Annotated in this window: 20 protein-coding genes; 7 read left to right on the top strand and 13 right to left on the bottom strand. The window is 59.8% G+C overall.

Going from position 1 to position 22,570, the window contains the following annotated elements; all coding sequences use genetic code 11:
* Nucleotide 1 precedes the first annotated feature (1 nt).
* Both AB4P96_RS18985 and AB4P96_RS18990 read right to left on the bottom strand, forming a co-directional pair.
* Nucleotides 2–331: a hypothetical protein gene (locus AB4P96_RS18985; protein ID WP_138815846.1), complete on the bottom strand. Its 330-nt coding sequence runs from the start codon at nt 329–331 to the stop codon at nt 2–4.
* A 308-nt stretch (nt 332–639) separates the two neighbouring features.
* Nucleotides 640–3,132, bottom strand: a complete 2,493-nt coding sequence (locus tag AB4P96_RS18990; RefSeq protein WP_395599931.1) for a TonB-dependent siderophore receptor — start codon at nt 3,130–3,132, stop codon at nt 640–642.
* A 256-nt stretch (nt 3,133–3,388) separates the two neighbouring features.
* On the opposite strand from AB4P96_RS18990, the gene AB4P96_RS18995 reads away from it, so the two are divergent.
* Both AB4P96_RS18995 and AB4P96_RS19000 read left to right on the top strand, forming a co-directional pair.
* The gene (locus AB4P96_RS18995) at nt 3,389–8,008 is read left to right on the top strand and encodes an RHS repeat-associated core domain-containing protein (RefSeq protein ID WP_395599932.1); all 4,620 of its coding nucleotides are present in this window, start codon (nt 3,389–3,391) and stop codon (nt 8,006–8,008) included.
* On the top strand, nt 8,005–8,415 hold the full coding sequence (locus AB4P96_RS19000) for a DUF6896 domain-containing protein (protein WP_395599933.1): 411 nt from the start codon (nt 8,005–8,007) through the stop codon (nt 8,413–8,415). Before AB4P96_RS18995 ends, AB4P96_RS19000 begins: the two co-directional genes overlap by 4 nt.
* A 59-nt stretch (nt 8,416–8,474) precedes the next feature.
* Here AB4P96_RS19000 and AB4P96_RS19005 read toward each other — a convergent pair whose 3' ends face one another.
* The 8 genes from AB4P96_RS19005 to AB4P96_RS19040 all read right to left on the bottom strand — a co-directional run bounded on the left by AB4P96_RS19005 (nt 8,475) and on the right by AB4P96_RS19040 (nt 16,499).
* Entirely contained in the window at nt 8,475–10,007 is a 1,533-nt protein-coding gene (locus tag AB4P96_RS19005; protein WP_395599934.1) for a sodium:solute symporter, read from the bottom strand.
* Nucleotides 10,007–10,258, bottom strand: coding sequence for a hypothetical protein (locus AB4P96_RS19010; RefSeq protein ID WP_017134608.1), 252 nt, complete (start codon nt 10,256–10,258; stop codon nt 10,007–10,009). Before AB4P96_RS19010 ends, AB4P96_RS19005 begins: the two co-directional genes overlap by 1 nt.
* Before the next feature lie 133 nt (nt 10,259–10,391).
* Nucleotides 10,392–11,327, bottom strand: coding sequence for a choline kinase family protein (locus tag AB4P96_RS19015; RefSeq protein ID WP_017134609.1), 936 nt, complete (start codon nt 11,325–11,327; stop codon nt 10,392–10,394).
* Nucleotides 11,324–12,280 (bottom strand): phosphotransferase family protein, encoded by a 957-nt coding sequence (locus AB4P96_RS19020; protein WP_017134610.1) that lies wholly within the window; start codon nt 12,278–12,280, stop codon nt 11,324–11,326. Before AB4P96_RS19020 ends, AB4P96_RS19015 begins: the two co-directional genes overlap by 4 nt.
* Nucleotides 12,281–12,288: 8 nt before the next feature.
* On the bottom strand, nt 12,289–13,569 hold the full coding sequence (locus AB4P96_RS19025; RefSeq protein ID WP_099550119.1) for a Zn-dependent hydrolase: 1,281 nt from the start codon (nt 13,567–13,569) through the stop codon (nt 12,289–12,291).
* Complete coding sequence (locus AB4P96_RS19030; protein WP_017134612.1) at nt 13,547–14,305, bottom strand: DeoR/GlpR family DNA-binding transcription regulator; 759 nt, start codon at nt 14,303–14,305, stop codon at nt 13,547–13,549. Before AB4P96_RS19030 ends, AB4P96_RS19025 begins: the two co-directional genes overlap by 23 nt.
* Before the next feature lie 224 nt (nt 14,306–14,529).
* Nucleotides 14,530–15,930, bottom strand: coding sequence for an amidase (locus AB4P96_RS19035; RefSeq protein WP_395600989.1), 1,401 nt, complete (start codon nt 15,928–15,930; stop codon nt 14,530–14,532).
* 131 nt (nt 15,931–16,061) lie between these two features.
* Nucleotides 16,062–16,499 carry a DUF3995 domain-containing protein gene (locus tag AB4P96_RS19040; RefSeq protein WP_017134614.1) on the bottom strand — a complete coding sequence of 146 codons (438 nt, stop codon included), beginning with the start codon at nt 16,497–16,499 and terminating at the stop codon, nt 16,062–16,064.
* 92 nt (nt 16,500–16,591) lie between these two features.
* Between AB4P96_RS19040 and AB4P96_RS19045 the strand changes: the two genes are divergently transcribed.
* Nucleotides 16,592–16,981, top strand: coding sequence for a DUF2946 domain-containing protein (locus AB4P96_RS19045; protein WP_017134615.1), 390 nt, complete (start codon nt 16,592–16,594; stop codon nt 16,979–16,981).
* Between the two features lie 94 nt (nt 16,982–17,075).
* Entirely contained in the window at nt 17,076–19,202 is a 2,127-nt protein-coding gene (locus AB4P96_RS19050; RefSeq protein WP_395599935.1) for a TonB-dependent receptor, read from the top strand.
* Nucleotides 19,203–19,320: 118 nt separating this feature from the next.
* Here the strand turns inward: AB4P96_RS19050 and AB4P96_RS19055 are convergent, their stop codons facing one another.
* On the bottom strand, nt 19,321–20,340 hold the full coding sequence (locus tag AB4P96_RS19055) for an ABC transporter substrate-binding protein (RefSeq protein ID WP_017136434.1): 1,020 nt from the start codon (nt 20,338–20,340) through the stop codon (nt 19,321–19,323).
* 132 nt (nt 20,341–20,472) lie between these two features.
* Nucleotides 20,473–20,922: a hypothetical protein gene (locus AB4P96_RS19060; RefSeq protein WP_050547738.1), complete on the bottom strand. Its 450-nt coding sequence runs from the start codon at nt 20,920–20,922 to the stop codon at nt 20,473–20,475.
* Between the two features lie 406 nt (nt 20,923–21,328).
* Between AB4P96_RS19060 and AB4P96_RS19065 the strand changes: the two genes are divergently transcribed.
* The 3 genes from AB4P96_RS19065 to AB4P96_RS19075 all read left to right on the top strand — a co-directional run bounded on the left by AB4P96_RS19065 (nt 21,329) and on the right by AB4P96_RS19075 (nt 22,273).
* Complete coding sequence (locus AB4P96_RS19065; RefSeq protein ID WP_017136432.1) at nt 21,329–21,604, top strand: hypothetical protein; 276 nt, start codon at nt 21,329–21,331, stop codon at nt 21,602–21,604.
* Nucleotides 21,605–21,728: 124 nt separating this feature from the next.
* Complete coding sequence (locus tag AB4P96_RS19070; protein ID WP_026013642.1) at nt 21,729–21,959, top strand: hypothetical protein; 231 nt, start codon at nt 21,729–21,731, stop codon at nt 21,957–21,959.
* A 77-nt stretch (nt 21,960–22,036) separates the two neighbouring features.
* The gene (locus AB4P96_RS19075) at nt 22,037–22,273 is read left to right on the top strand and encodes a DUF2789 domain-containing protein (protein ID WP_099550121.1); all 237 of its coding nucleotides are present in this window, start codon (nt 22,037–22,039) and stop codon (nt 22,271–22,273) included.
* A gap of 6 nt (nt 22,274–22,279) precedes the next feature.
* On the opposite strand, the gene AB4P96_RS19080 is transcribed toward AB4P96_RS19075, so the two are convergent.
* Entirely contained in the window at nt 22,280–22,483 is a 204-nt protein-coding gene (locus AB4P96_RS19080; protein WP_017136429.1) for a hypothetical protein, read from the bottom strand.
* Nucleotides 22,484–22,570: the final 87 nt, after the last annotated feature.

The raw sequence follows: 22,570 nt of genomic DNA on the forward strand, positions 1-22,570 counted from the left end.
ATCATTTACGCGCCACTTTGTAGCGCAGGCAGTCCTGGTAAAAACTCTGGCGGATGACTTCGGGCTTGAGCCGTGAGCGGCTGTCGTAGGTCTGCTCGGTGATGCCCATGGCCATCATGCGCATCCACGATTTGCTGAACTTGATGGTCTGGATCTTCTGCCGCGCGGCATACAGCGACACACCCGACAGCTTGAGTTCCTGTGCCCTGGCGGCGGTGCCTGCGCCCCAACTGCACATGTACTTGTCACCCTCGCGCAACTCTCGGGCCTGCACGCTCGCCGCGCCGCCAGCCAGGGAACAGGCGATCAGCATCATTCCAACAGTGCGCATTTGCATCCCCATCTAACCACCTGAAAATAAAAGTGATTTTGGCGGGGATTTTGTTACAAAGGGGCCATTAAATTGCCTTCCTGGGTAAACATTTACCTAATAAATGTTGGCAAACCCTGTGGCGAGCGACTGTGGCGAGCGAGCTTGCTCGCGCTGGGGCGCGAAGCGGCCCCTTGACCGGATGACCGTGTACTTCAGGTGTACCCAAGTGTCAGGTTTTGGGGCTGCTGCGCAGCCCAGCGCGAGCAAGCTCGCTCGCCACAACAGCTCGCTCGCCACAAAAAACGGATCACCCTAAAGGGTGCCGATTACCACTGGTAAGTGGCACTCGCCTGCACGGTGCGCTGCGAGCCATACCAGCACCACGAATAGGAGTAGCACGAGGCCACGTATTCTTTGTTTGCCAGGTTGGTCGCGTTCAGCGCCAGGCGCAGGTTGTCTTTGGGGTTGGCGATATTCGGGATGTCGTAGTGCAGCGCCGCATCCATCAAGGTGTAGCCCGGTACCTTCAGGGTGTTGGCGGTATCGCCCCAGGACGAGCCCACATACCGCGCGCCCGCCCCCACGCCGAAGCCCTTGAGCAGGCCGTCGTGGAAGGTGTAGTCGGCCCACGCCGAGGCCGTATGGCGTGGCACGCCGTAGGTGGTGGTGCCCTCAACGGCAATCGCCGGCCCAGTGCCGACATCGCTGATCGGCGCGTAGCGAACGGTACTGTTGGATTTGCTCGCGCGGTTGTCCAGATAGGCGTAAGCCGCGGTAATGTTCAGGTTGTCGTTGAGGCTGGCCTTGCCTTCCAGTTCAAAGCCACGGGACTGTTGCTCGCCGTCCTGGATCTGGCAGCGGCCACTGCCGCACAGGTGCGTCGGGTCCGGATCCATGGTCGGCACGTTGGATTGGCGCAAGTCGAAAATCGCCGCCGTAATGAAGCTGTTGCTGCCTGGCGGCTGGTACTTGATGCCGATTTCATACTGTTTGCCTTCGGTCGGCTTGAACACCGAACCGCCGTAACCCGTGCCCGATTGCGGGTTGAACGACTCCGCGTAGCTGGCGTACGGCGCCAGGCCGTTATCGAACAGGTAGACCAGGCCGACCCGCCCGGTAAAGGCCTTGCTGTCCAGCGACGACTTGCTCTTGGTGCCGGAGCTGATGGTTTTGGTGGTGCTGTCGGTGCTGGCCCAGTCATAGCGACCACCCAGCAACAACACCCATTGGTCCCACTTCATTTGCTCTTGCAGATAAACACCGGTCTGCTCGCTGCGCGAGGTCGCGTCGGTGATGAACGCGGGTGTGGTGACCGGCGCGCCGTAGACCGGATCAAAGATATCCAGGTTCGGGCCACTGCCATAACCGGTCTTGGTGTCGGTGCGGGTGTTCTGGTAATCGAGCCCCATCAACAGCGTGTGCTGCAACGAACCAGTGTCGAATTTGGCCTGCACCTGGTTATCGAGGGTGTAGGCATCCATGTCCACATCGGCAGCGATGGTCGAGCGCTTGGAGGTGCGGTAGTCGCCCATCAGGTAGCTGTTATAGATGCTGCGATAGACGCCCTCGGCGCGCAGGTAACGGGCGTTCTGGCGCACCGTCCACACGTCGTTGAAGTGATGTTCGAAGGCATAGCCGAGGGAGTAATGCTCGCGGTCGCTTTTTTCGAAGTTCTTTTCACCGTCATAGAAGTCCACATCGATCTTGCGTCCCGTAGGGCTGCGCAGCACTGAGCCCCAGGCTGGCACCGACCCGTAGGACGCGCCCTTCGGGTCTTTCTGAAAATGCCCAAGCAAGGTCAGCGAGGTAGCATCGTCCGGGCGCCAGGTGAAGGCACTGGACAGCGACTGGCGGCGGGTTTCGGTGTGGTCGACCTGGCCATCGGCGTCATCGAACAACCCCGCCACGCGATAGGCATACACACCCTGATCATCAATCGGGCCGCTTAAATCAAAGGTAGTGCGCTTCTTGTTGAAGGTGCCGTATTCCACGCCGACTTCATGAAACGGCGTGTCCAGCGGGCGTTTGGTGACCATGTTGATCACCCCGCTTGGCGTGCCCTGCCCGTACAGCACCGAGGCCGGGCCGCGCAGCACTTCGACGCGCTCCAGGTCGAAGGCGTCTTTTTGCGGCAAGGCATCTCGGCTCGATGGCATACGCAGGCCGTCGAGGTAGGTTGCCGGGGCGAAGCCACGGATAGTCAGTTGGTCGAGGCGCGAAGCCGTGGCCCCACGGGTCTCCGGCACCACGGCGGCGCTGTAGCGCAGGATCTGGTTGAGGCTTTCGGCGTTTTGCGCACGCATCTGGTCCTTGGTGACCACCGAAATCGACTGCGGCGTCTCGATCAGCGCGGTATCGGTCTTGGTGCCCGACAGGCTGCGGGTGGCGACATAACCCGCCACCGGCCCAGTGGGGCTTTCGCTCTGGTAGGCGCCGCTGATGGTGGTGGCCTGCAACTGCATGGCGCCGCCATCGTTCGGGAGCGCTTCGAGGCGATAGCGGTCGGCGGAGATCTTGATGGCCTGCAAGCCACTGCCGGCGAGCAATTGCGCCAATGCCACGTCGGTGTCGTATTGCCCGCTCACACCGTTGCTGTGCTTGCCGCGCGTCAAGCCTGCATCAAACGCCAGTACCAGCCCGGCCTGCTCGGCGAGACGATTGAGGGATTGGCTCAAATCACCCGCGGGAACCGAAAAACGGCGCAACGCGCTGCCGGTTTCTTCGGCAAACAATGGCTGGACGACGAACAACGGCACAGCGGCAAAAGCCATCGCCACCGACAGGGCCAGTGGGTGCAAGGGACGAGCAAGGCGCGACATGGGAAATCCTGCGTAATGGAGGTTCTATTAACCATGACGGCCATGTCGCCAAATCGGGCAAGGATGAGAGTAATTTTTATTTGCATGACTTTATTGCAATGAGCCGGTTCGCTTTTTTGCGTAGTCCTTCGGGATAGTTTTTCGCGGTTTTTACCCGTCCTGCGTCATCCCATTCTGATTTTTCCAACCATTCGTCCAGCGGCTTTTTCCTGCAGCAGACTCCGACGCCTTGCCATTTTTTGCCGAGACGTCACGGATGACCAACGCCGCCCACATCGCCTTTATCGAACATGAGCTCAACGGCTTTCATCGGAGCCTGGCGGAGTATCGCCAGCAGATGGACGCCTGGTATGCGCGGGCGTTGGATACGCTCAGCCATGCTGCCGACATGCCGTCGCTGTTGGGGATGGACCGTGTGCTGCGGGTTGGCGATGCGCAACAGTCCGTGAGTATTACTGACATGGGATTTTCCACCGTGGCCCTGTGCCCGGCGGGCGGCGAGCTTAAAATCCAGAGCTTGTTCGAATCAGTGTATGACGTGCCGATCGGCGATATCCCGGTGGAGGTTGTCGGGCTGGATGACGGCAGTTCCACGCTTGTCATGCTCGATGAACATGGCAAGGGTTCGCATTTTTGCGCCGCTGGTGGGCGCTATCAGGTGCGGGTGCAGGGCGGCGTTTCTGCGCAGCAAGTGGACGCGCTGTTTGCCTCTTACGCAGGGCTGACGGCCGACCTGGAGCACTGGCTGCGCGAGCAGTGGAAAGATTTCAAACCGTACTGGCAACAATCGACTGCCAGCGCGATTGGCAGCGGCGTGCTGGCGGGCAGTTGGGCGGCAATCCGCGATGTATGGGACAGCATCAAGCTGGTTCAGGCGATTCTTGAAGACCCGCTGAAATTTGCTGAGCAACTCGGCGCCGAGGCCGCCAGGTTGGCGCAGTTGGCCACCGATGCGCCCAAGGTCATGGAACAGGCCATGTTACTGGCCAGCGATGAGGCCGCGCTGTACCTGATGCTGCGCACCGCGATGCTCTGGCTGGACGCACTGCCACCCGGCGAGATAGCCGAGACGGCGGCGGGCTTTGTAGTGTCGCTGCTGATTGATCTGGTGATCGGCGCAGTACTGACCATCGCGTTGCCGGCGGCGGGCGTGGCTTATCTCGGCTTGCGGCTGGCCAAGTATGGCGCGCGGATTTTGGATGCCGCTGTGGGTTTTGTCAGGAGCCTGCTCGGGATGCTGACCAAATTCATGCAGGCGGTGGACCGTTACAAGGCGGTGGCGGTTCGCGGAGTGGTTGGCGGGTTGAAGCAAGGCACGCTGCAGATGCGCTGGCGGGCGCGGCAAAACGCGGTGGTTAAGCAAAAAGAACACGTTGATGACGTGCCTGCTTCGGGCAAGAACCTGAATGGCGATGCGGCGGCTCCTGCGGACAAAACCGTTACCAACGGTTGCCCGGTGTCCATGGTTACCGGCGAGGAACTGCTGACCCTCACCGATGGCACGTTGGACGGGATTTTGCCGTTTGAGTGGACGCGGGTGTATCGCACCAGTGCGGTGGAAGTGGATTGCGGGTTGGGGTTTGGCTGGAGCCATTCGCTGGCGCAGCGGCTTTGTGTTTCCGGTGATTCGGTGGTGTGGACGGATCATGAGAACCGCCGTACTGAGTTTGTGCTGCCTACCGCTAATCGACCGGCGATTACCAATAGCTTGGCTGAAGCGGCGATCTACTTGGGCGACTTGCCCGATGAACTGGTGCTGGCCCAGGCGTCGCGGTTCTACCACTTTCAAGAGGGTGTGCTGACAGCCATCAGCGATGCATATGACAACCGGTTGCGGGTTTTCCGCGATCGTTTGGGGCGGGTTGAGCGGCTGGATAATGGCGTAGGCCGCTCGCTGTTTTTGCGTTATGAATTGGGCCGCATTGTGGCGGTGGACTATCAGGTTCATCGGGCCAAAGGGCATGAGCCGTTTGAATGGGTCACCGAGCAGAAAGTTGTTTCCTACGCCTATGACGAACTTGGCCGACTGGTTTCTGCGACCAATGCTGTAGGTGAAAGCGAGGTTTATCGGTACGACGAGCAGCACGTCATTCTTGAGCGTGGGTTGGCCGGTGGGGCGAGCTTCTTTTGGGAATGGGAACGGGCGGGTAAGGCGGCGCGGTGTGTTCGGCATTGGGCCAGCTTTTCGCAGATGGATACGCGGTATGCCTGGGGCGATGACGGCCGTGTCACGGTGCATAACGCCGATGGCAGCCGGGAAGTGTATGTCCACGATGACCGCGCGCGGCTGGTGCAACGGATTGATCCGGACGGCGCTGAACACTTCAAGTCTTATGACGACAAGGGCCGGCTGACGGTCGAGCAGGATCCGCTTGGGGCGGTGACGGCGTATCAGTACGACGACGCCGGACGCTTGGTGGCGCTGTTTCCGGGGGACGATGAGCCGACGTCCTACGAGCATGACAACGGGTTCGTACGGGTCGTAAGGCGTGGTCTCGCCGTCTGGAAATATGAGCGCAATGATCAGGGCGACGTCATTCGCAAGACCGATCCTGACGGCAATATCACGGACTATAGCTACAACAAATATGGGCAACTGACGGGGGTTTGGTTTCCCGATAACAGTTGCCATCGGCTGGTCTGGAATGAGCGTGGGCAGTTGCTTGAGGAGTTGCTGCCCAATGGGGGTATCAAGCGTTATCGCTATGACGACCTCGGACGACAGGTTGCCCGCGAGGATGAACAGGGAGCGCTGACCCAGTTTCAGTGGGACAGCGTGGGTCGGTTGATTCGTGTCGTATTGCCAGGCGGCGCGACGCGCGAATACAGCTACAACGCCTACGGAAAAATCACCGCCGAACACGACGAACTTGGCCACGTCACCCGCTACGAATACGCCGACGGCCTGCACCTGATCAGCCGCCGTATCAACGCCGATGGCACCCACGTCAAGTACCGCTACGACAATGCGCGCTTGCTGCTGACCTCGATCGAAAACGAGGCAGGCGAAACCTACCAACTCGATTACCACCCCAATGGCCTGATCCAGCAGGAAATCGGCTTTGACGGCCAGCGCACGGCTTACGTGTATGACCTCAACGGCAACCTGGCGGAAAAAACCGAACACGGCGACGACGGCAGTCAGCTCGTTACCCGTTACAAGCGAGACCACGCCGGGCGCCTCGTAAGAAAAACCCTGCCAGACGGCAATGTTGTCGACTATGCCTACGACCGCCAAGGCAACCTCCTAAGCGTCGACGACGGCCGCTGGGCGCTGGCCTACGAATACGACCCACAAAACCGCCTCACCGCCGAACACCAAGGCTGGGGCACCTTGCGTTACGGCTACGACGCCTGCGGCCAACTTAAAAACCTGCGCCTCCCGGACAATAACCGGCTGGTGTTCAACCACGACAAAGGAGGCCACCTTTCAACTGTCGAGCTGAACGGCGAAACCCTCACCTCGCACCTGTTCAAAACCGGCCGCGAACACCAACGCCAGCAGGGCCACCTCCTCAGCCACTACCACTACGACGACCAAAACCGCCTGCACGCCCACGCCGTCAGCCAACAGCAACACACGCTATACCAACGCCAATACGACTACGACAAAACCGGCAACCTCACCCGCCTGCTAGATACCCGCAAAGGCGAACACCACTACCACTACGACCCCCTCGCCCGCCTGACCCGCGCCGACCACTCGCAAGACGTGCAGGAACGCTTCGGCCACGACCCGGCTGGCAACCTCCTCATGCAAGACCGCCCAGGCCCGGACATCGTGGCGGGGAACCGGTTGATGATTCAGGGCGATCATCACTACGACTACGACGCCTTCGGCAATCTGATCCGACAGCGACGTGGCAAGGGTCATCAGCTCGTCACCGAGTACCGCTACGACTGCCAGCATCGGCTGGTGGGTATTACTCAACCAAACGGGCAAACCGCCAGCTATCGCTATGACCCGTTTGGGCGGCGGATCAGCAAAACCGTTAACGACATAACCACGGAGTTTTTCTGGCAAGGCGACAAGCTGGTAGCCGAACACCACGCGGATCGGCATCGCAGTTACCTCTACGAGCCAGACAGTTTTCGGCCGCTAGCACTACTGGAAGGTTTTGGCCCAGAAGACACCAAGCCCTTCCACTACCAACTCGACCACCTCGGCACGCCGCAGGAACTGACAAACCCCGAAGGCGAAATCGTCTGGTCCGCGCACTACCGCGCCTATGGGGAAATAGCCCGTCTAGACGTCAAAAACATCGACAACCCGCTGCGTTTTCAGGGCCAATATTTTGATGCGGAAAGCGGACTGCACTACAACCGCCATCGCTACTACAATCCAGATATTGGTCGTTACCTGACGCCGGACCCGGTGAAGCTGGCGGGTGGGATTAATGCGTACCAGTATGTGCCTAACCCTACGGGGTGGGTCGACCCGCTGGGGCTAAGTACTTGCCCTGGTGAGGACGGTTGCAAACCACAAATCAGTGCAGACGATCCAACCCTCGTAGCATCTGTGGATGAAGGGCTTCCGTCGACGCCTCTAATCCATGGAGTTAACGCAACTACGTTAAGTCGCACGCACAGCATCGAAGGCAAACGCTCAACCAAACGAGTCGAAGATATTGCCCGTAGCATGCGAAGCAACGGCTATGACGTAAAAAGCCCCATTGACGTAGTTGAACATAACGAGCGGAGGTATATTGTTGATGGTCACCATCGAGCTTCGGCCGCAAGACAAACCCATACACCGGTCACCATAAGACTCATCGAAAACATAGATGGTCACAAAAGCTCGTTTAGCAGTACTAAAGACGTGTTAGATGCCTCAGATGCAGTTGGACTCGATCGATTGGAGAAACCCAGACGATGAAAACCCAGACCCTGGAAAATTTGATCACCGAATATTTAACACAGGTAAAAAAAGCCACAGATTTGCTTGACCGCTCATTCGGGACCAAAAACTTGCTCAGCCTTTGGCGGTCCAAGAAAATCCCACAAAGGGGAATCGTCACCAATGACGTGACCTACGAGTTACATGGCATTGGCTGTAGAGTTTACCTGTCCGAGATATGTATCGACTTTGATTACGGCCCAAATGATCGAGTAGACGGCTTCGATCCTTGGCGGTTATATACATACGCTTGCGAAGTACCGCAAAAATATAAGAAATACACCAACCAAAATAGGCTCAAACGTGAGTTCGATGAGTATTTGAAAGCAGGAAAGGCCATACAAATCAATAACTCAATGTCTGATTTATACTTTTTGCGCAACTGACTGCATGAAGACCTTTCATACGAAAGAAAGGGGCCACTCACCGCAGCCCCTGTCCACCTTCAACTCATAACCGGCGCAGCCCCCACCTGCACCCCACGCCCACTCGCGGCCATCTCAAACAACCCCTCCACCCGCGCTTGCTCCACCACGCTCGGCTTGATCACCAGCGCGCACACCACAAAAATCGCAGCATTCACCACCAGCCCCACAATCCCGCTGGTCAACGACCCAAGCGCTGGAATGTCATCCGGGTACAGCGTGGTCAGTACAATCGCCACCATAATCCCCGCCAACATGCCGGCAATAGCGCCCTGTTTGTTGCCACGGCGACTGAAAATGCCGAAGAACAGCGGCACGGCCAGTTGAATGATGCCCTGGTAGGAGATCTGCGCCAGTAATTGCAGGCGCGAATAATCAAAGGTCAGGTAGGCCAGCACCGAGGCGGCGACGATAAACACCACCATGCCGGCCTTGGCCAGTAAGGTGAGTTGGCGGTCGGTGCGTGGGGTGTTCCAGGTGGCCAGGTCGTTGGCAAACTGGGTGCCGCAGACCTGCACGCAGCCGTCGACGTGGCCGATGCTGGCGGCCAGTACGATGACGATGGCCAGCGCCAGCAGCCATGGCCCGCCAATGTCGAACAGCGAGAGGAACCAGCCTTGTTGCGGGTGGGCCAGCACGTTGGGGTCCTGGCTGATGGCGGCGGCGAACAGCATGAGAATGCCGTAGAACCCGCCCACCAACAGCATGGTGTACAGCGTGCCCTTTTTCACCGCGCGCACGCCGCTGGCGGTGTAGATGCGCTGGAAGCTCATCGGCCAGCACATCGAGCCGATCACGCCGGTGAAGATCAGGCTGAACATGTACATCGGGCCATAACCGGTGCCGGCGGCGCCGGGAATTTGCAGCATTTTTTCCGGTAATTGCGCGAGGTTGGAAAACGCGGCCTGATCGCCGAACAGCAGGAACACGCAGACCCCGGCGCACACCACGTAGGCGATCAGGCCCTGGAACATGTCGGTCATGATCAACCCGCGCATGCCCATGCTCACGGTCCAGTATTGGCGGATCAGTACCACCGCCACGCCTGCAAACAGGCAGGTGGTGACGCCCCAACGTCCGAAGCTGGCGAACTGGAACAGCATCGCCAGGGCCTGGATGCCCATCACCACCCATGGAAACACCGAGATGATGCCGATAATCGAGGCCACCCGTTTTACCGCCGGGCTGTCGAAGCGCATGCCCAGCAGGTCCGGCTGGGTGCGCAGGTTGAAGCGTTTGCCCCAGGTCCAGGCGCGGCTGGCCATCAGGTACATCGCGGTCACGCCCAGGGTCGCATAGACCATGCCGTAGAAACCCAAGGCGCCGCCGACGCTCAGGGCAAAAAACGCGGTGAAGGTCGAGCCCGGCCACCAGGAGTTGGTGTAGCACATGGCGATATACCACGGCCCGTAAGAGCGCCCGCCAACGGCGTAGTCGGAAAAACTGGTGCTTTCGCGGTTGGTGGCATAGAGCACGGCGATCATCCCGGCCAGGAACAGGCCGATCACACCGAAGGTAATGAACAAGTGGGCATCGCTGCTGGTGCTGATCATCACACGCCCTCCTCGTCAGGAATATCACCGGCCTTGAGCTCGGCCAGATACAACCCCCACACCCCTAGTGCTGCGAGTACGGCAATGGCGATCCAATAGAAAATCGGCAGCGGGATGCCTACCACCAAGGCGCGACTGCCACTCACGCTCAAGTAAAACGGCGGGAACAACGCCAGCATCAACAACAGGAAGAAGTAGGCGCCAAAGATCTGGTTTCTCAGGCGTGCGGGTGACGCGCTTGCGGGTTTCATGATGGAGGGTGCTCCTTGAATTTCTGGATCGGTTTGTTGTGTGATCAATCAAAAAATCAAGCAGTGAAACGTCAGCGCAAACCAGCGCCAAAGGAGCTACAGGGTGACTCGTCGTTATTGTGCTGGCGCAGGCTCAGGCCTGTCTTAGCCAGGTTTCCCATTGCGAATCATTGATCACGCTACGTGCGCGCATGTGCTTCCAGGCACCGTATTTGTAGAAGTCGAAATCCAGCTGCGACACCGCGTGCTGGACCATCGCCCAGGTCGACCATTTGATGTCGGCCAGGGCCTTGTGCAACTTGATCCGCGCCAGCCGTTGCGGGGTGACCTGGCCGAAATAATCTTCGATCAGCGCCAGTTCCATTTCGTCGGTGAAGAACATCTCGCCAAACCACAGCGCCAGCTCGTAATGACGGTCGTTATTGGAGGCGTACTCAAAGTCCACCAGGCGAATCTGGCGGCGGTCATTGAGCATGAAATTACCCGCCAGCGTGTCGTTCATGCACGGCGCCAAGTCGATGCCCGACGCTTGCAACGCGCCACGCGCCCGGTCACATTGGCGACGCAGCCAGGCATCATCGCTGGGCGTGCAGCCCTGCAGTTCTTCGACCTGGCGCTGATGCTCGGCAATCATGTCGAACACGGTTTTGGTCTGGCACAGCGGCGACTGGTCGTTGAACGCTTTCAGCGCATGCAGGGCGTTATGGCGCACATCGCGGTCGAGAAAGTCCTGATTCGAAGAGGCGCGCCAGCCTTCCATAAACTCGAAAACTTCAACGCCAAACTCTTCGAGGAAGGCAAACACCGGCGCACCATAGCCGGTTTGCGCGGCCTTGACGCTGGCGTCATGGGCGGTGCGCCGGTCGATAAACATCTCGGTGCCGGCACCGGGTACTTTGAAGAAGTAGGCGGTGTCGAGTCCGCTGACCTCGACCCGCCAGTTGCTGTTGGAGATCCCGCCGCTGACCGGCTCGTAACGAATGCCCGAACCGCTCCAATCGCGCACGCCGCGCACTGCCGCCTCCAATTGGCATTCTTGAGGCGTACAGGCCTCACCCATTGCTTTCATGCCTGCCCCTCCTGTACCTGCCGTAACCAACTTTCAAATCGCGGGTCTTGCAAGCTCTGCCGGCAGCGCAGCAAGGTCCACTGCCCCACCTTGGAGAACTCCAGGGGCCGCGTTGAGGTCGCGCCGACCCACAAGCCCCACAGCGTCCAATACCAATCATTGATCAGCGCATAGAGGCGGCAGCGGGCGTAATCGCACTCGCGACACTCACCGGCCCAGGCCTTGATGCCGTCACGCCACTGGCTTTCAAAGGCATACAACTCGTTTAGGCTGACGGCCACGTCGTACCACGGGTCAAAGCAACCAGCGTAGTCGAAGTCGATCAATTGCAACGCGCCGCCGGGGCCGATCATCACATTGCTCGCCAGCCCGTCGCCGTGCAAGGGCACGCAGGTGCCAGGGCTCAATTGCAGCGCGGTCCAGGCCAGATCGATGCAGGTTTCAATCCACCCATGATCAGCGGGCAGGCCCACGCCGTCACGGCTGCACAGCTCACGCAGGTGCTGGATATCCTGCAACGGCGAACGGTTGAAGCCCGGTGAGGTGCCGACGTGCAACTGCCGCTTCAAGGCCCACAGCGCTTGCAGGCGCTGGGGTTGCAGTAACTCATCGAGCCGTGCCCAACGCCACTCGTGGGCCGGCAAGGCATCCAGCAGCAGCACGCCGGCAGCCACATCCACCAGGCGCACGCCGGGGGTCACGTCACAGTCAGCCGCCAGTTGGGTGGCGCGGCCGGTGCGCTCGATGTCGATCAGCGCACGCATATCGTCGTGCAGCACTTTGGCGTAGCACTGGCCCCAGGGCGCCGTGAGGTGAAAGCCGGTCCACTCGGTGGCCAGGCGTATCGGCGAGGCGATACCGGCAGTGCCGTCCGAGACCTCGACATGGGCAGACAGGCCGGCGGACTCCAGGGCGCCCATCAGGCGCGACAGTGCGTAGGAACAGTTGGACATGGCGTCCCTCACCGGTAAGCGTTGGGGGAAGTACAGGCGCAATGCAGCAGCGCGGTCAGCATCTGCAGGCCGGTGCGCATGTCGCGGTCATGGGTGAGTTCCGCCTCGTTATGGGACACGCCGTTGCTGCTCGGAATGAACAACAGGCATGCCGGGTAATGCCGGCCGAGGCTGATGGCGTCGTGGCCGGAGACCGTGACAGTGTTGCCGACCGCCAGCCCCAGTTGTTGACCGACGCCGTAGGCCAATTCGGCAAAACCATGGTGTAACGCGATGGGCGCACGCAGGGCGCGGCTTTCGACTTCGTATGTGGTGGCGGTCGATGCAGCGACGGCCTTGAGGCAGGCATCCAGCCGATAACCGGCAACCGCCAGCAATGCCGTATCCGGCGAGCGGTATTCCACATGCAAGGTGACGCGCGAGGGCACCACGTTCGGCGAGTTGGGGTAAATTTCCAGGCGCCCTACCGAGCTGTGAAACTGCAGCCCGTGCACGTCCGCTTCGGCGCGCACGGTGGTTATCGCATGCGCCGCCGCGAGCAAGGCATCTTTGCGGGCGGCCATCGGGGTTGGGCCGGTGTGGTTCTGTTCGCCGTCGAAACGGATACGCTGCTTGAGCGCCGCCCAGGTTTCACGCACTACGCCGATGTCCAGGCCTTGGCTTTCCAGACCGTCGCTTTGTTCAACGTGGATTTCCACATAACCGGCCACATCCAGTTCAACCAGGCCGTCCCCCAGATAGCCGATCGCTTGCAGCGCATCCTTGAGACGAATGCCGTCGCCATCGCGGCATTCCCAGGCTTCGTGCAGGGCCAGGTCGCCGGTAAACACGCTGCTGCCGATCAGGCTGGGTTGAAAGCGCGCGCCTTCTTCGTTGGTCCAGTTCACCACCGCCAGGTTGCACGCCGGGGTTTCGCCGCGCTCGTGCAGTTGGCGCGCCAGGCTGGCGATGGCGACTGCGCCAGCCAACACCCCATAGATACCGTCGAAACGCCCCGCGCTGGGCTGGCTGTCCAAGTGCGAGCCGCACAGCACATAGGGGGCGTCCGGGTTGAAGGTGATCAGCCCGAACAGATTGCCGATGGCGTCTACGCGCACGTCGAAACCGCGCTCACGCAGCCACGCGCTGAACAGGTCGCGCACCGCACCGTCTTCGGCCGATGCGGCCAGGCGGTGCAAACCACCTGCCGGTGTCGCACCGATGGCTGAGCTGTCGCGAAACAGCGTCTCGAAGGCCTCGACGTCCGCCTCACTGGGAGACAGCCACTCAGGGGTAAAGGATGTCGACATGGGCGTGCTCCAGGCAGGTCGCAAACTCCGCGGACGGAGGGCGATTGGTGACCAAAGTGGTGATGGCGCTGAACGGCAGTGTGTTGATGAACGTGCGATGGCCGAACTTGGCGTCGTCCGCGAGGATGACGCTGCGCAGGCAATGTTGGGTCAGGGTGCGGCGCAGCAGCGCCTCGGGCTCCTGGTAGTCCATGAAGCCCAGCTGCAAGTCCACCGCGCCGATGCCCATGAAGGCGATGTCGTAGTGAAACTGCCGGACAAATTCCAGGGTGTGGGCGCCGATCAGCGCATTGTCATTACGGCGCACATCACCGGGCACCACCAGCACCTGATTACTGCTTTGCTGGGTGATCAACTGCGCGATGTCCAGCGAGTTGGTGATGATGCGCAGTTGGCTGAAACCAATCAATTGCTGGGCCAGGGCCAGGGTCGAGGTGCCGGTATCGAGAAACAGCACCATGCCCTCGCTGACCAGTTTGGCAGCACAGACTGCCATGCGGGTCTTGGCCTGGGCCTTGATGCGGGTGCGCACTTGCAGCGGTTGCTCTTCGTTAAGCCTGGGCAAGATCGCGCCGCCATGGATGCGACGCAACTTGCCGGCCTCCTCCAGGTATTTGAAGTCGCGGCGAATTGTTTCTTCGCTGACGAACAGCGCTTGCGCCAGGTCCGACGCCTTGACGCGCTGATGTTGGGTGAGCATGAGCATGATTTCGTCGAGACGCGGCTGATTGAGCATAAAGGATGCATTCCAAGGCAAATTCGAGCCGTCAGTATCGCGCGCTTTGCGCCCACCACGGTACGCGGCATGCACCAGTCCGGCGGGGGGCAAAGGACGACTGACGGCGATTGATCGGGTCACGTTTACCTCTCACTCATCGGGGTGTGAAAGGGCAGAAACACTACAAAAGGATCTGTCCAGGGCAGGCCTCTAACGAGCCGGCTCCACGGGGCAATCAGGCACTACAACAACAGCGGCGGCAGGTGCTGGTCCCAAGGCGCAATGGCTTCTACTGCGGCGCAGAACTGCAACACCTGGGCGTCGGCAAAGCGCGGGCCGACCACTTGCAAACCAATCGGCAAGCCGCTCGGGCTGAAGCCGCAAGGCAGGCTCGCAGCGGGGTTGCCGGTGATATTGAACGGGTAGGTAAAGGGCGTCCAACGTGCCCAGGGCACCGCGCCGTCCGCGCCCGGCCAGCCTTCGGGCGCGACCTGGTCGGCGGCGAACGGCAGGGTTGGCAGGGTGGGCAGCAGCAACACGTCATAGTCGTTGAACAGCGCGTGCACCTGGTTGGCGAAGTGCGCCCGTTGTTGCACGGCCTTGAGGTAGTCACCGAGGTCGTAATCGCCCGCGCGCTGGATCAGCGCGGCAAAGCCTGGGTCCAGTTGGTCGAGGCGATCCGCCAGGGCTTTGCCGTAGGCAATGCCGCGTCCGCCGACCCACAAGGTTTCGAATGTGGCGAGTGGGTCCTGCCAGTCCAGCGTCAAGGTGGTCACGGTGACCGGCAAGCGTTCCGCCAGGTTGTACACGGCGGCTTCGACGCTAGCGGCAATGACCGGGTCGACCGGGGTGTTGAACAATGTCGGGCAATACGCCACCCGCAGCGGCCCCAGTGGCTGGTCGCAGCGCGCCAGGCAGGATTCGGTCAATGCGGGCAAGGCCTGATGATCCAACGGATCCGGCCCGGAAAGGATGTCGAACAACAAAGCGCTGTCGCGCACCGTGCGCGTGATCGGCCCGGCATGGCTGAGCATTTCGGTGGCAGACCAAGGCCAGGTCGGAATGCGGCCCAGGGAGCCTTTCATGGCGAACGCCCCGCAGAACGCCGCCGGAATGCGCACCGACCCACCGCCATCGGAACCCAGCGTGCCCGGCACCATGCGTGCCGCCACGGCAATCGCCGAGCCGGAGCTGGAACCACCGCTGGTGAGCTGTGGGTTCCAGGGATTGCGCCCGTTGCCGAACACACGCGAGGTACTGGCGCCGGTCCAGCCGAATTCAGTGGTGGCGGTTTTGCCGAGGATGATTGCACCGGCGTCCTTGAGGCGGCGAATGATCGGCGCATCCTGGCTGGGCACATGCTCAAGGCCGGTCAACGAGCCTCGGGTGGTGCGCAGGCCGGCGGTGGAAAACAGGTCCTTGATACCAAAAGGCACGCCGTGCAGCGGGCCACGCAACTGCCCTGCCCTGGCCTCTTCGGTCAGCACTTGCGCTTGCGCCAATGCCGAGTCGGCGTACACGTCGCCAAACGCATTGAGTGTGGGATTGTGGGTTTCGATTGCGTGCAGGCTTTGCTCGACCAGGTGTACCGCAGACAGCGTGCCCGCGCGAATGGCCTCGGCAGCGTCGATCACAGTGGGCATCAAGAGGTCTGTGTTCATTGAGTATCCTGGGCCGTCTGCACATGAGTCCGGTGGGTACGTCAATAAACGCTCGCGCCTGGGGGCGTGTCAAGTGGGTTTTGTTGGCTATGTGGTTTTTGTGTGCTTTGTTATCAGTTCCACGCCACGATCAATAAACCCGCGCCCAATACCAGGCACAAGGGTGAATAAAAATAGGTGTCCAAACGGGCAAATCGTGACCCGCTCACTTTCTTGAAAAAACCCACCAGTTCCGAATCGCCAATCGCCCTGGCGAACATCACCAAGGCAATCGCACTGATGCCCCATTGCAGCGCGCCGTGGGACACCGGCGAAAAGTACAACCCGGCACGCAGGCACACCAGCAAGGCAATCGCCACCAAGCCCATCGCCACCAGAAACGTGCCCAGTGCCGACGGTTTGAACGCCGGCCGTGGCCCCTGGGCGAACTCGCCGGGCAATTCGGGGATGGCGGCCAGGCTGCCGAGCTTGCCGCCGGCGGCCCAGTACAGATGCACCATGCTGATGCAGGTAAAAATCGCGACGATCCAGCGTGCGACGAAAAAGCTCATGGCAGGCGCTCCCTTAAATGTGCGAATGAGGATAGTCGGCCTGAGATTTTTTGTAGGCATTTCGTCGGCGGCTGATGGTAAAGTGCCGCCCCATGAAAATCGCCCGTGCCGACCGCTCACTCATTGCCTGGATGCTGTATTGCTGCGTCCTGTTCAATGTGTTCGCGTGCAGTATTGGACATGGGCAGATGCTGGGCATGCAGCTCAACGGCATCGGCGGCCAGTTTTGTACGGTCGACCCGCGCACCCAGGCGCCGGCACAGAACAACTCCACCGACGAGAACCTGCCGACGCTGTCCAAGGCGTTCGGTTGCCCGTTGTGTTCGACCGGCGGCATGGGCCCGGCACTCAGTTCCAGCCTCAATGTGGCGGTGTTGCCCCAACCGCACGCGCCGCCGCCAGCGGTGGTGCTTGCCGCTGATATTCCTGCCCGCTTCACCTGGCCCACGGCCAACCCGCGCGCGCCTCCCGTTTTCGCCTGATCCCTGCGCTTTCTGATCTGCATCGACCACCGCTCCCTTTAGGACTGCGGAGGACTGTGCGTTGTTTTCAAGCCAAGATTTTCAGGATTCAACCATGAAACATTTACCCTTGTTGGCGGGCCTGTTCGGCTGCCTGCCTGTCTGTGGCTGGGCGCTCGAGCTGGCCCCCACCACCATTGATGGCGAACAAACCAGCGAACCGGGCCTGGCCCTGGACCAATCCAGCGGCACGGCGTCACGCCTGGGTTTAAGCGTGCGCGAAACCCCGGCGTCGGTGGCCATTGCCAACCGCAACGACATTGAGCGCCATGGCGCAAAAACCTTCCGCGATGCGGCCAACACCTTGCCCGGCGTCAACGCCAGTGCGCCGCCGGGGTTTGGCGGGTTTGTGTCCTATCGTGGTTTTACCAGCAGCCAGATCACCCAGATGTTCAACGGCATCAACGTCGCCACCGGCCTGGCGCGGCCGGTGGATGCATGGATCTATGACCGGGTTGAGCTGGTCGGCGGCCCCTCCTCCCTGATCAACGGCGCCGGCTCAGTGGGCGGCTCGCTGAACTACGTGACCAAGCTTGCCACACGCGAGGAACAAGCCGCCGAAGGCCAGCTCACCTATGGCAGCTACGACACTGCCGGCATGGCCTTTGGCCTCAACCATGCCCTGACCGAACCCGGTGCCGAGGTGCAGCACTACGCGCGCCTGGATGTCAGCCGCAACACCAACCACAGTTACATCGACCGCGACCAGCGCGATGCCTGGAGCCTGGCGTTCTCCTTGCTCAGTGACCTCACCCCCAACCTGTCCCACACCCTGGCCCTGGAATACCAGGATGAACATGAGGACAGCCCGTATTGGGGCACGCCGGTGCTCAACCCCAAGGCTGGTGAGTTGAAAATCGACAAGCACAACCGCTTCAACAACTACAACGTCGCCGATGGTCGTTACGAGCAACGCACGATCTGGATGCGTTCGATCATCGACTACCGGATCAACGACAGCACCACACTGAAAAACACGCTGTATCACCTGGACAGCCAGCGTGACTACCGCAACCTGGAAACCTACCAGTACAACGCCGACAACAGCGCGGTGAACCGCTCGACCGCCTACCAGGTACGCCATCAGGGCGAACAGCACGGCAACCAGTTCGAGCTGCGCCATGACGACAGTGTGTTCGGCCTGTCAACCACCTGGTCCGGCGGCTTCGAGTACAAGGTCAACAGCACCACCAACAACCCGCTGAATGTGCCAGGTAACAGCACGGTGGACCCGAATGCCTACAACCCCGGGCACTTCTACGACATTCCGGGCACCCGGCCTGGCTTTGTCAAAGACAAGACCAACGAGGTCACCACCAAAGCCTTGTTTGTGGAAAACCGCTTGGGCCTCACTGATAAACTCTCGCTGCTCACAGGACTGCGTTACGACGCCATCGACCTGGATGTGACTAACCATCGCGTGATCACCGCCACCAACCCACGGCACTTCAAGCGCAGTTGGGAGCCGGTCACCGGCCGCGTAGGCCTGACGTATCAGTTCATCCCATCGGCCAATGTGTATGTGCAATACAGCACCGCAGCGGAGCAACCTTCCACCACCACTCAAGTGTTCGACGTGTCGACCGGCAAACAGTGGGAAGTCGGCAGCAAGTTCGACTACCTCGACGGTCGCGGTTCGGCCACCGTCGCCGCCTACAGGATCGAGCGCAAGGACTTTGCCGTCACCGACCCGCTGGACCCGAACAACAGCATTCCGGTGGGTGCGCAGACCTCCAAGGGCATCGAGTTGGCCAGTTCGTTACGCATCACGCCACGGCTGCTGGCCGAAGGCAACTTTGCCTGGGTGGACGCCGAGTACGATGACTTCAACGAGAAAATCGCCAGCGGCGCAGTGGTATCGCGCAAGGGCAATACGCCCACCAACGTGCCCAAGCGCGTGGGCAACGTATGGCTGACGTATGACGTTGCCGAGGACTGGCAAGGCGGTGTGGATGCGCGGTATGTGGCCCAGGTGTATGCCGATAATGCCAATACCCAGACGGTGCCGGCCTACACGCTATTCGGCACGTTCCTGCGTTACAAAGTGGATTCACATACCTCGGTGACCGGGCGGGTACGTAACCTGACCAATGAGGTGTATGCCGAGTTTGCGCATGTGTCGCCGGCTTACTATTTGGGCGCGCCACGGACGTTTGAGTTGGCCGTACAAACCCGATTCTAAACCTGGAATAGAGAACCAAATGTGGGAGCCGGGCTTGCCCGCGATGGCGGTGTGTCAGTCCTGTATAAGTTGACTGTCACGCCGCCATCGCGGGCAAGCCCGGCTCCCACATTGGAGGTTACTTCAGGCTCGCCTCAACCTTCTGCGCCACCTGCGGCGTCAACCACGCCTTCCACACTTCAGGATGCTCCTTGAGGAACACTTGCGCCACGTCACGCGGCGCCGTGTGATTTTCGCTCATCGCCGCCAAGGCTTTATTCAATGGCTCAATCGGAAACTGCACCTTGGTAAAGAACTCGGCAATCTGCGGCTGCGCTTGCTGGAACGGTGTCGACACACCGATGCTCAGCTTGGACGCCAACGAGCGCGTCGGCCGTGGGTTGGGGTTGTCTGCATCGGTCAGGGTCTTCCAGGCATCGGCGTCAAATGGCGGTTCTTCCAGCTGGATCAGCTTGTAACGGCCCATCAAGGGCGTTGGCGACCAGTAGTAGAACAGCACCGGCTTGCCACGACGGATCGACGACGCGATCTCCGCATCCAGCGCCGCACCCGAGCCGCTGCGAAAGTTCACATAGCTGTCGTTCAGGCCATACGCCTTGAGCTTCTGCGCGTTGACCACTTCCGAGGTCCAGCCGATCGGGCTGTTAAGAAAACGCCCCTTGCCGGGCGACTCCGGGTCTTTGAACACGTCCTTGTAACGCGCCAGGTCCTGCACGGTCTTGAGGTCCGGCGCCAGCGGTTTGAGGCCTTTGGCCGGGTCGCCCTTGACCACGTATTCCGGCACCCACCAACCTTCGGTGGCGCCTTTGACCGTATCGCCCAGGCCGATGACTTTGCCTTCGGCTTCGGCCTTGATCCACACCGGGCTGCGGCCGGCCCATTCTTCGCCGATCACCTGGATATCGTTTTTCGCCAGGGCGGTTTCCAGCGTAATGGTGGTACCGGGCAACGTATCAGTGGGCAGGTCATAGCCCTTTTCGACAATAAAGCGCAGCACTTCGGTGATCAGGCTACCGCTTTCCCAGTTCAGGTCGGCAAAGTGCACCGGCGTTTGCGCAGCCGATACCGGCAACGACAGACTCATGGTCGTCAACGCCGCAGCCGCAGCCGCAACCACCAGGGTTCTCAATCCTTTCATGCCTTTGCACCTCGCATTTTCACAGCCATAGCGGGCGGCTTTGCTGCGGATGCGCGAAGCCTCTGAATAGTTAAGTCAACTCAACTGTAGTAGAGGTTCCGGAGGCGCAAGAATACACGTGGCGTTTAGCAGTTACTCACTGGCCTTGAACGTCACCAGTTCACCCTTGCGCCATTTGGCGGCCTTGCCGGTCACGGCCTTGAGGGTTTTGGTCAAGCCTTCCTGCAATTGTTCATTGGCGGCGAACACCAGCATCACGCTGTGGCCTTCCTTGAACACGATACCCTGGCCTTCGGTCGACGAAACAAAGGCGTAATCGCCCAAGCCATACACCGTCAACTTGATGTCACGAAACTTCAGTTCGAACTTGCCGCCTTCACGGCTTGGCAACACGGCGGCACGAAAATGGTCGCCGACCTTGAGTTCCAGGCGCGGTTTGTCATCCACGACCAGCGCCGATTCAGTATCGATCTCGGCGATGTAAATGCCTTCCGGCGTCTGTTCAGTGATGTAAACGAAACGGGATTGAAACTGCTTGACCAACTTTGCGCGCAAATCACCCAGCACGAATAACGCGTGCATATCCAGATTACTGACTGCCAAGGAAACGCCCCCACATCAAAAAAGGCGCTGACCGCCAGAGCGGGCAGCACAAAAAAACGGCCGTTACGGCTCGATCACACATTCGTAAAAAACTGAAGAAACCTGCTGCCACGCCATAAGACTAGTACACAGATGCACGATGGACCTTATGCAAGGTCATCAGGCGACACAGCAAATCACAGGTTCAGCAGCCCGAGAACTCGGACCGACCCACTTCAGAGAATAACCCGGTTAAAAACGCGATTTCCGACAGCCTACACATTACATAACACCCGGAATGGAACCAGGCATCGGCTGCCGACGACAATACTAAAACAGCAACCCGGTTCAAAACCACTCGAAACGCTGCTGGTAAGTCCACAAGGTCGATCGACAGGAGCTGAGCATGCAACCACGTCAACACGCCGTTATGTCATCGCGCACTCGTTCATCATGTCCAGACGAGCGCCAATACTACTGCTTACATAACCCCAACGGGTACTCCAATTACGTTCTTTACCAAGTGGTACCGGCCGGACGCAATTTCTTTCATATCCTTGAAGTGACCAGCGGCAGGATCAAAGGCTTTCGCAGCACGCATTCCAAGGCTTGCGAATTGGCCCAACAACTTGAAGCCAACCTGCAAGCGGTTCACGCTGCGATCGTTTCGTCACCCGCCTGACTTTACTGCGCCGTCGCCCTTCAACAACTGCCATACTGGCCCGTCCATTGAAGTTTGCCCCTTGCGTGTCGGCGTTCATCAGTGCAGTGACCTTGATGCAGTTAACTTGAAGGGAAGGCTATACGTGACGGAATTTGATATTGGCGAATTTTTCATCCATGGCGATGCGCGAGAAGTAGATGGCGAGTTTCAAGCGGTGATCATTATGCGGGCCAAACCACCGCTGACCACGGTCACCACGCATCAGGTAGAAAAAGATCGTTGGTTCAAAACCGTCGACGCTGCGGCCATTGCCGGCAAAGATGCCGCCAGGGCGCTGAAATCCGCGGTGGATTCAGGTGCACTCAATTCCTGACCTGTGCAAATCCTGAACTCTGTCGCGTCCCCGGCCTCACATGCACAACATCCCTCACCTTGCATGGAGAACCCACCATGGACGCGCCAATCCCAACGCTTGAAACCCTGTTTGATCAACTCGGTCTGGATTCAACACCTGAAGCCATCGATGCTTTTATCGTCGCGCATCCGCTACCTGAAGACGTGAAGCTGATCGACGCACCCTTCTGGTCTGCGCAACAAGCGGCGTTTCTTAAAGAAGAACTGCGCGAAGACGCCGAATGGGCAATACCGGTGGATGAGCTGAACCAGCGCCTGCACCCGTCTAAATAACACGCCTCAATGCAGGCTGTCTGATTGTTCAAGGTGCATCAGTGCCTGCCAGGCGGCTCTGCACTCCTCGGCTTCACTGCGGCTGGCGAATGCCGTACCGCGTTGCTCGCCATTGAGCAACACCACCCAACAGGCTTTCTGGCCCAGCGCACGCAGGGTTTCGGGAACACCACTGCCGATCATCACGGCGACATCGACCTTGTTTTGCATGGAGCTTCTCCGCCACATTAGTTAGCTACCTAACAATGTTGGCCATGCTACGGTTTTATTCCACGTGGAAAAAGCTATCTCCGGAAT

It is taken from the genome of Pseudomonas sp. B19125 (assembly GCF_044218855.1).
In the GTDB taxonomy this organism is placed as follows: domain Bacteria; phylum Pseudomonadota; class Gammaproteobacteria; order Pseudomonadales; family Pseudomonadaceae; genus Aquipseudomonas; species Aquipseudomonas edaphica.

Coding starts and splice junctions, on each gene's coding strand:
- AB4P96_RS19040 (WP_017134614.1), bottom strand. CDS start 16,499: ATGAGCTTTTTCGTCGCACGCTGGATCGTCGCGATTTTTACCTGCATC.
- AB4P96_RS19075 (WP_099550121.1), top strand. CDS start 22,037: ATGGACGCGCCAATCCCAACGCTTGAAACCCTGTTTGATCAACTCGGT.
- AB4P96_RS19005 (WP_395599934.1), bottom strand. CDS start 10,007: ATGATCAGCACCAGCAGCGATGCCCACTTGTTCATTACCTTCGGTGTG.
- AB4P96_RS19000 (WP_395599933.1), top strand. CDS start 8,005: ATGAAAACCCAGACCCTGGAAAATTTGATCACCGAATATTTAACACAG.
- AB4P96_RS18990 (WP_395599931.1), bottom strand. CDS start 3,132: ATGTCGCGCCTTGCTCGTCCCTTGCACCCACTGGCCCTGTCGGTGGCG.
- AB4P96_RS18985 (WP_138815846.1), bottom strand. CDS start 331: ATGCGCACTGTTGGAATGATGCTGATCGCCTGTTCCCTGGCTGGCGGC.
- AB4P96_RS19060 (WP_050547738.1), bottom strand. CDS start 20,922: ATGCACGCGTTATTCGTGCTGGGTGATTTGCGCGCAAAGTTGGTCAAG.
- AB4P96_RS19045 (WP_017134615.1), top strand. CDS start 16,592: ATGAAAATCGCCCGTGCCGACCGCTCACTCATTGCCTGGATGCTGTAT.
- AB4P96_RS19030 (WP_017134612.1), bottom strand. CDS start 14,305: ATGCTCAATCAGCCGCGTCTCGACGAAATCATGCTCATGCTCACCCAA.
- AB4P96_RS19025 (WP_099550119.1), bottom strand. CDS start 13,569: ATGTCGACATCCTTTACCCCTGAGTGGCTGTCTCCCAGTGAGGCGGAC.
- AB4P96_RS19035 (WP_395600989.1), bottom strand. CDS start 15,930: ATGCCCACTGTGATCGACGCTGCCGAGGCCATTCGCGCGGGCACGCTG.
- AB4P96_RS18995 (WP_395599932.1), top strand. CDS start 3,389: ATGACCAACGCCGCCCACATCGCCTTTATCGAACATGAGCTCAACGGC.
- AB4P96_RS19065 (WP_017136432.1), top strand. CDS start 21,329: ATGCAACCACGTCAACACGCCGTTATGTCATCGCGCACTCGTTCATCA.
- AB4P96_RS19055 (WP_017136434.1), bottom strand. CDS start 20,340: ATGAAAGGATTGAGAACCCTGGTGGTTGCGGCTGCGGCTGCGGCGTTG.
- AB4P96_RS19015 (WP_017134609.1), bottom strand. CDS start 11,327: ATGAAAGCAATGGGTGAGGCCTGTACGCCTCAAGAATGCCAATTGGAG.
- AB4P96_RS19010 (WP_017134608.1), bottom strand. CDS start 10,258: ATGAAACCCGCAAGCGCGTCACCCGCACGCCTGAGAAACCAGATCTTT.
- AB4P96_RS19020 (WP_017134610.1), bottom strand. CDS start 12,280: ATGTCCAACTGTTCCTACGCACTGTCGCGCCTGATGGGCGCCCTGGAG.
- AB4P96_RS19050 (WP_395599935.1), top strand. CDS start 17,076: ATGAAACATTTACCCTTGTTGGCGGGCCTGTTCGGCTGCCTGCCTGTC.
- AB4P96_RS19080 (WP_017136429.1), bottom strand. CDS start 22,483: ATGCAAAACAAGGTCGATGTCGCCGTGATGATCGGCAGTGGTGTTCCC.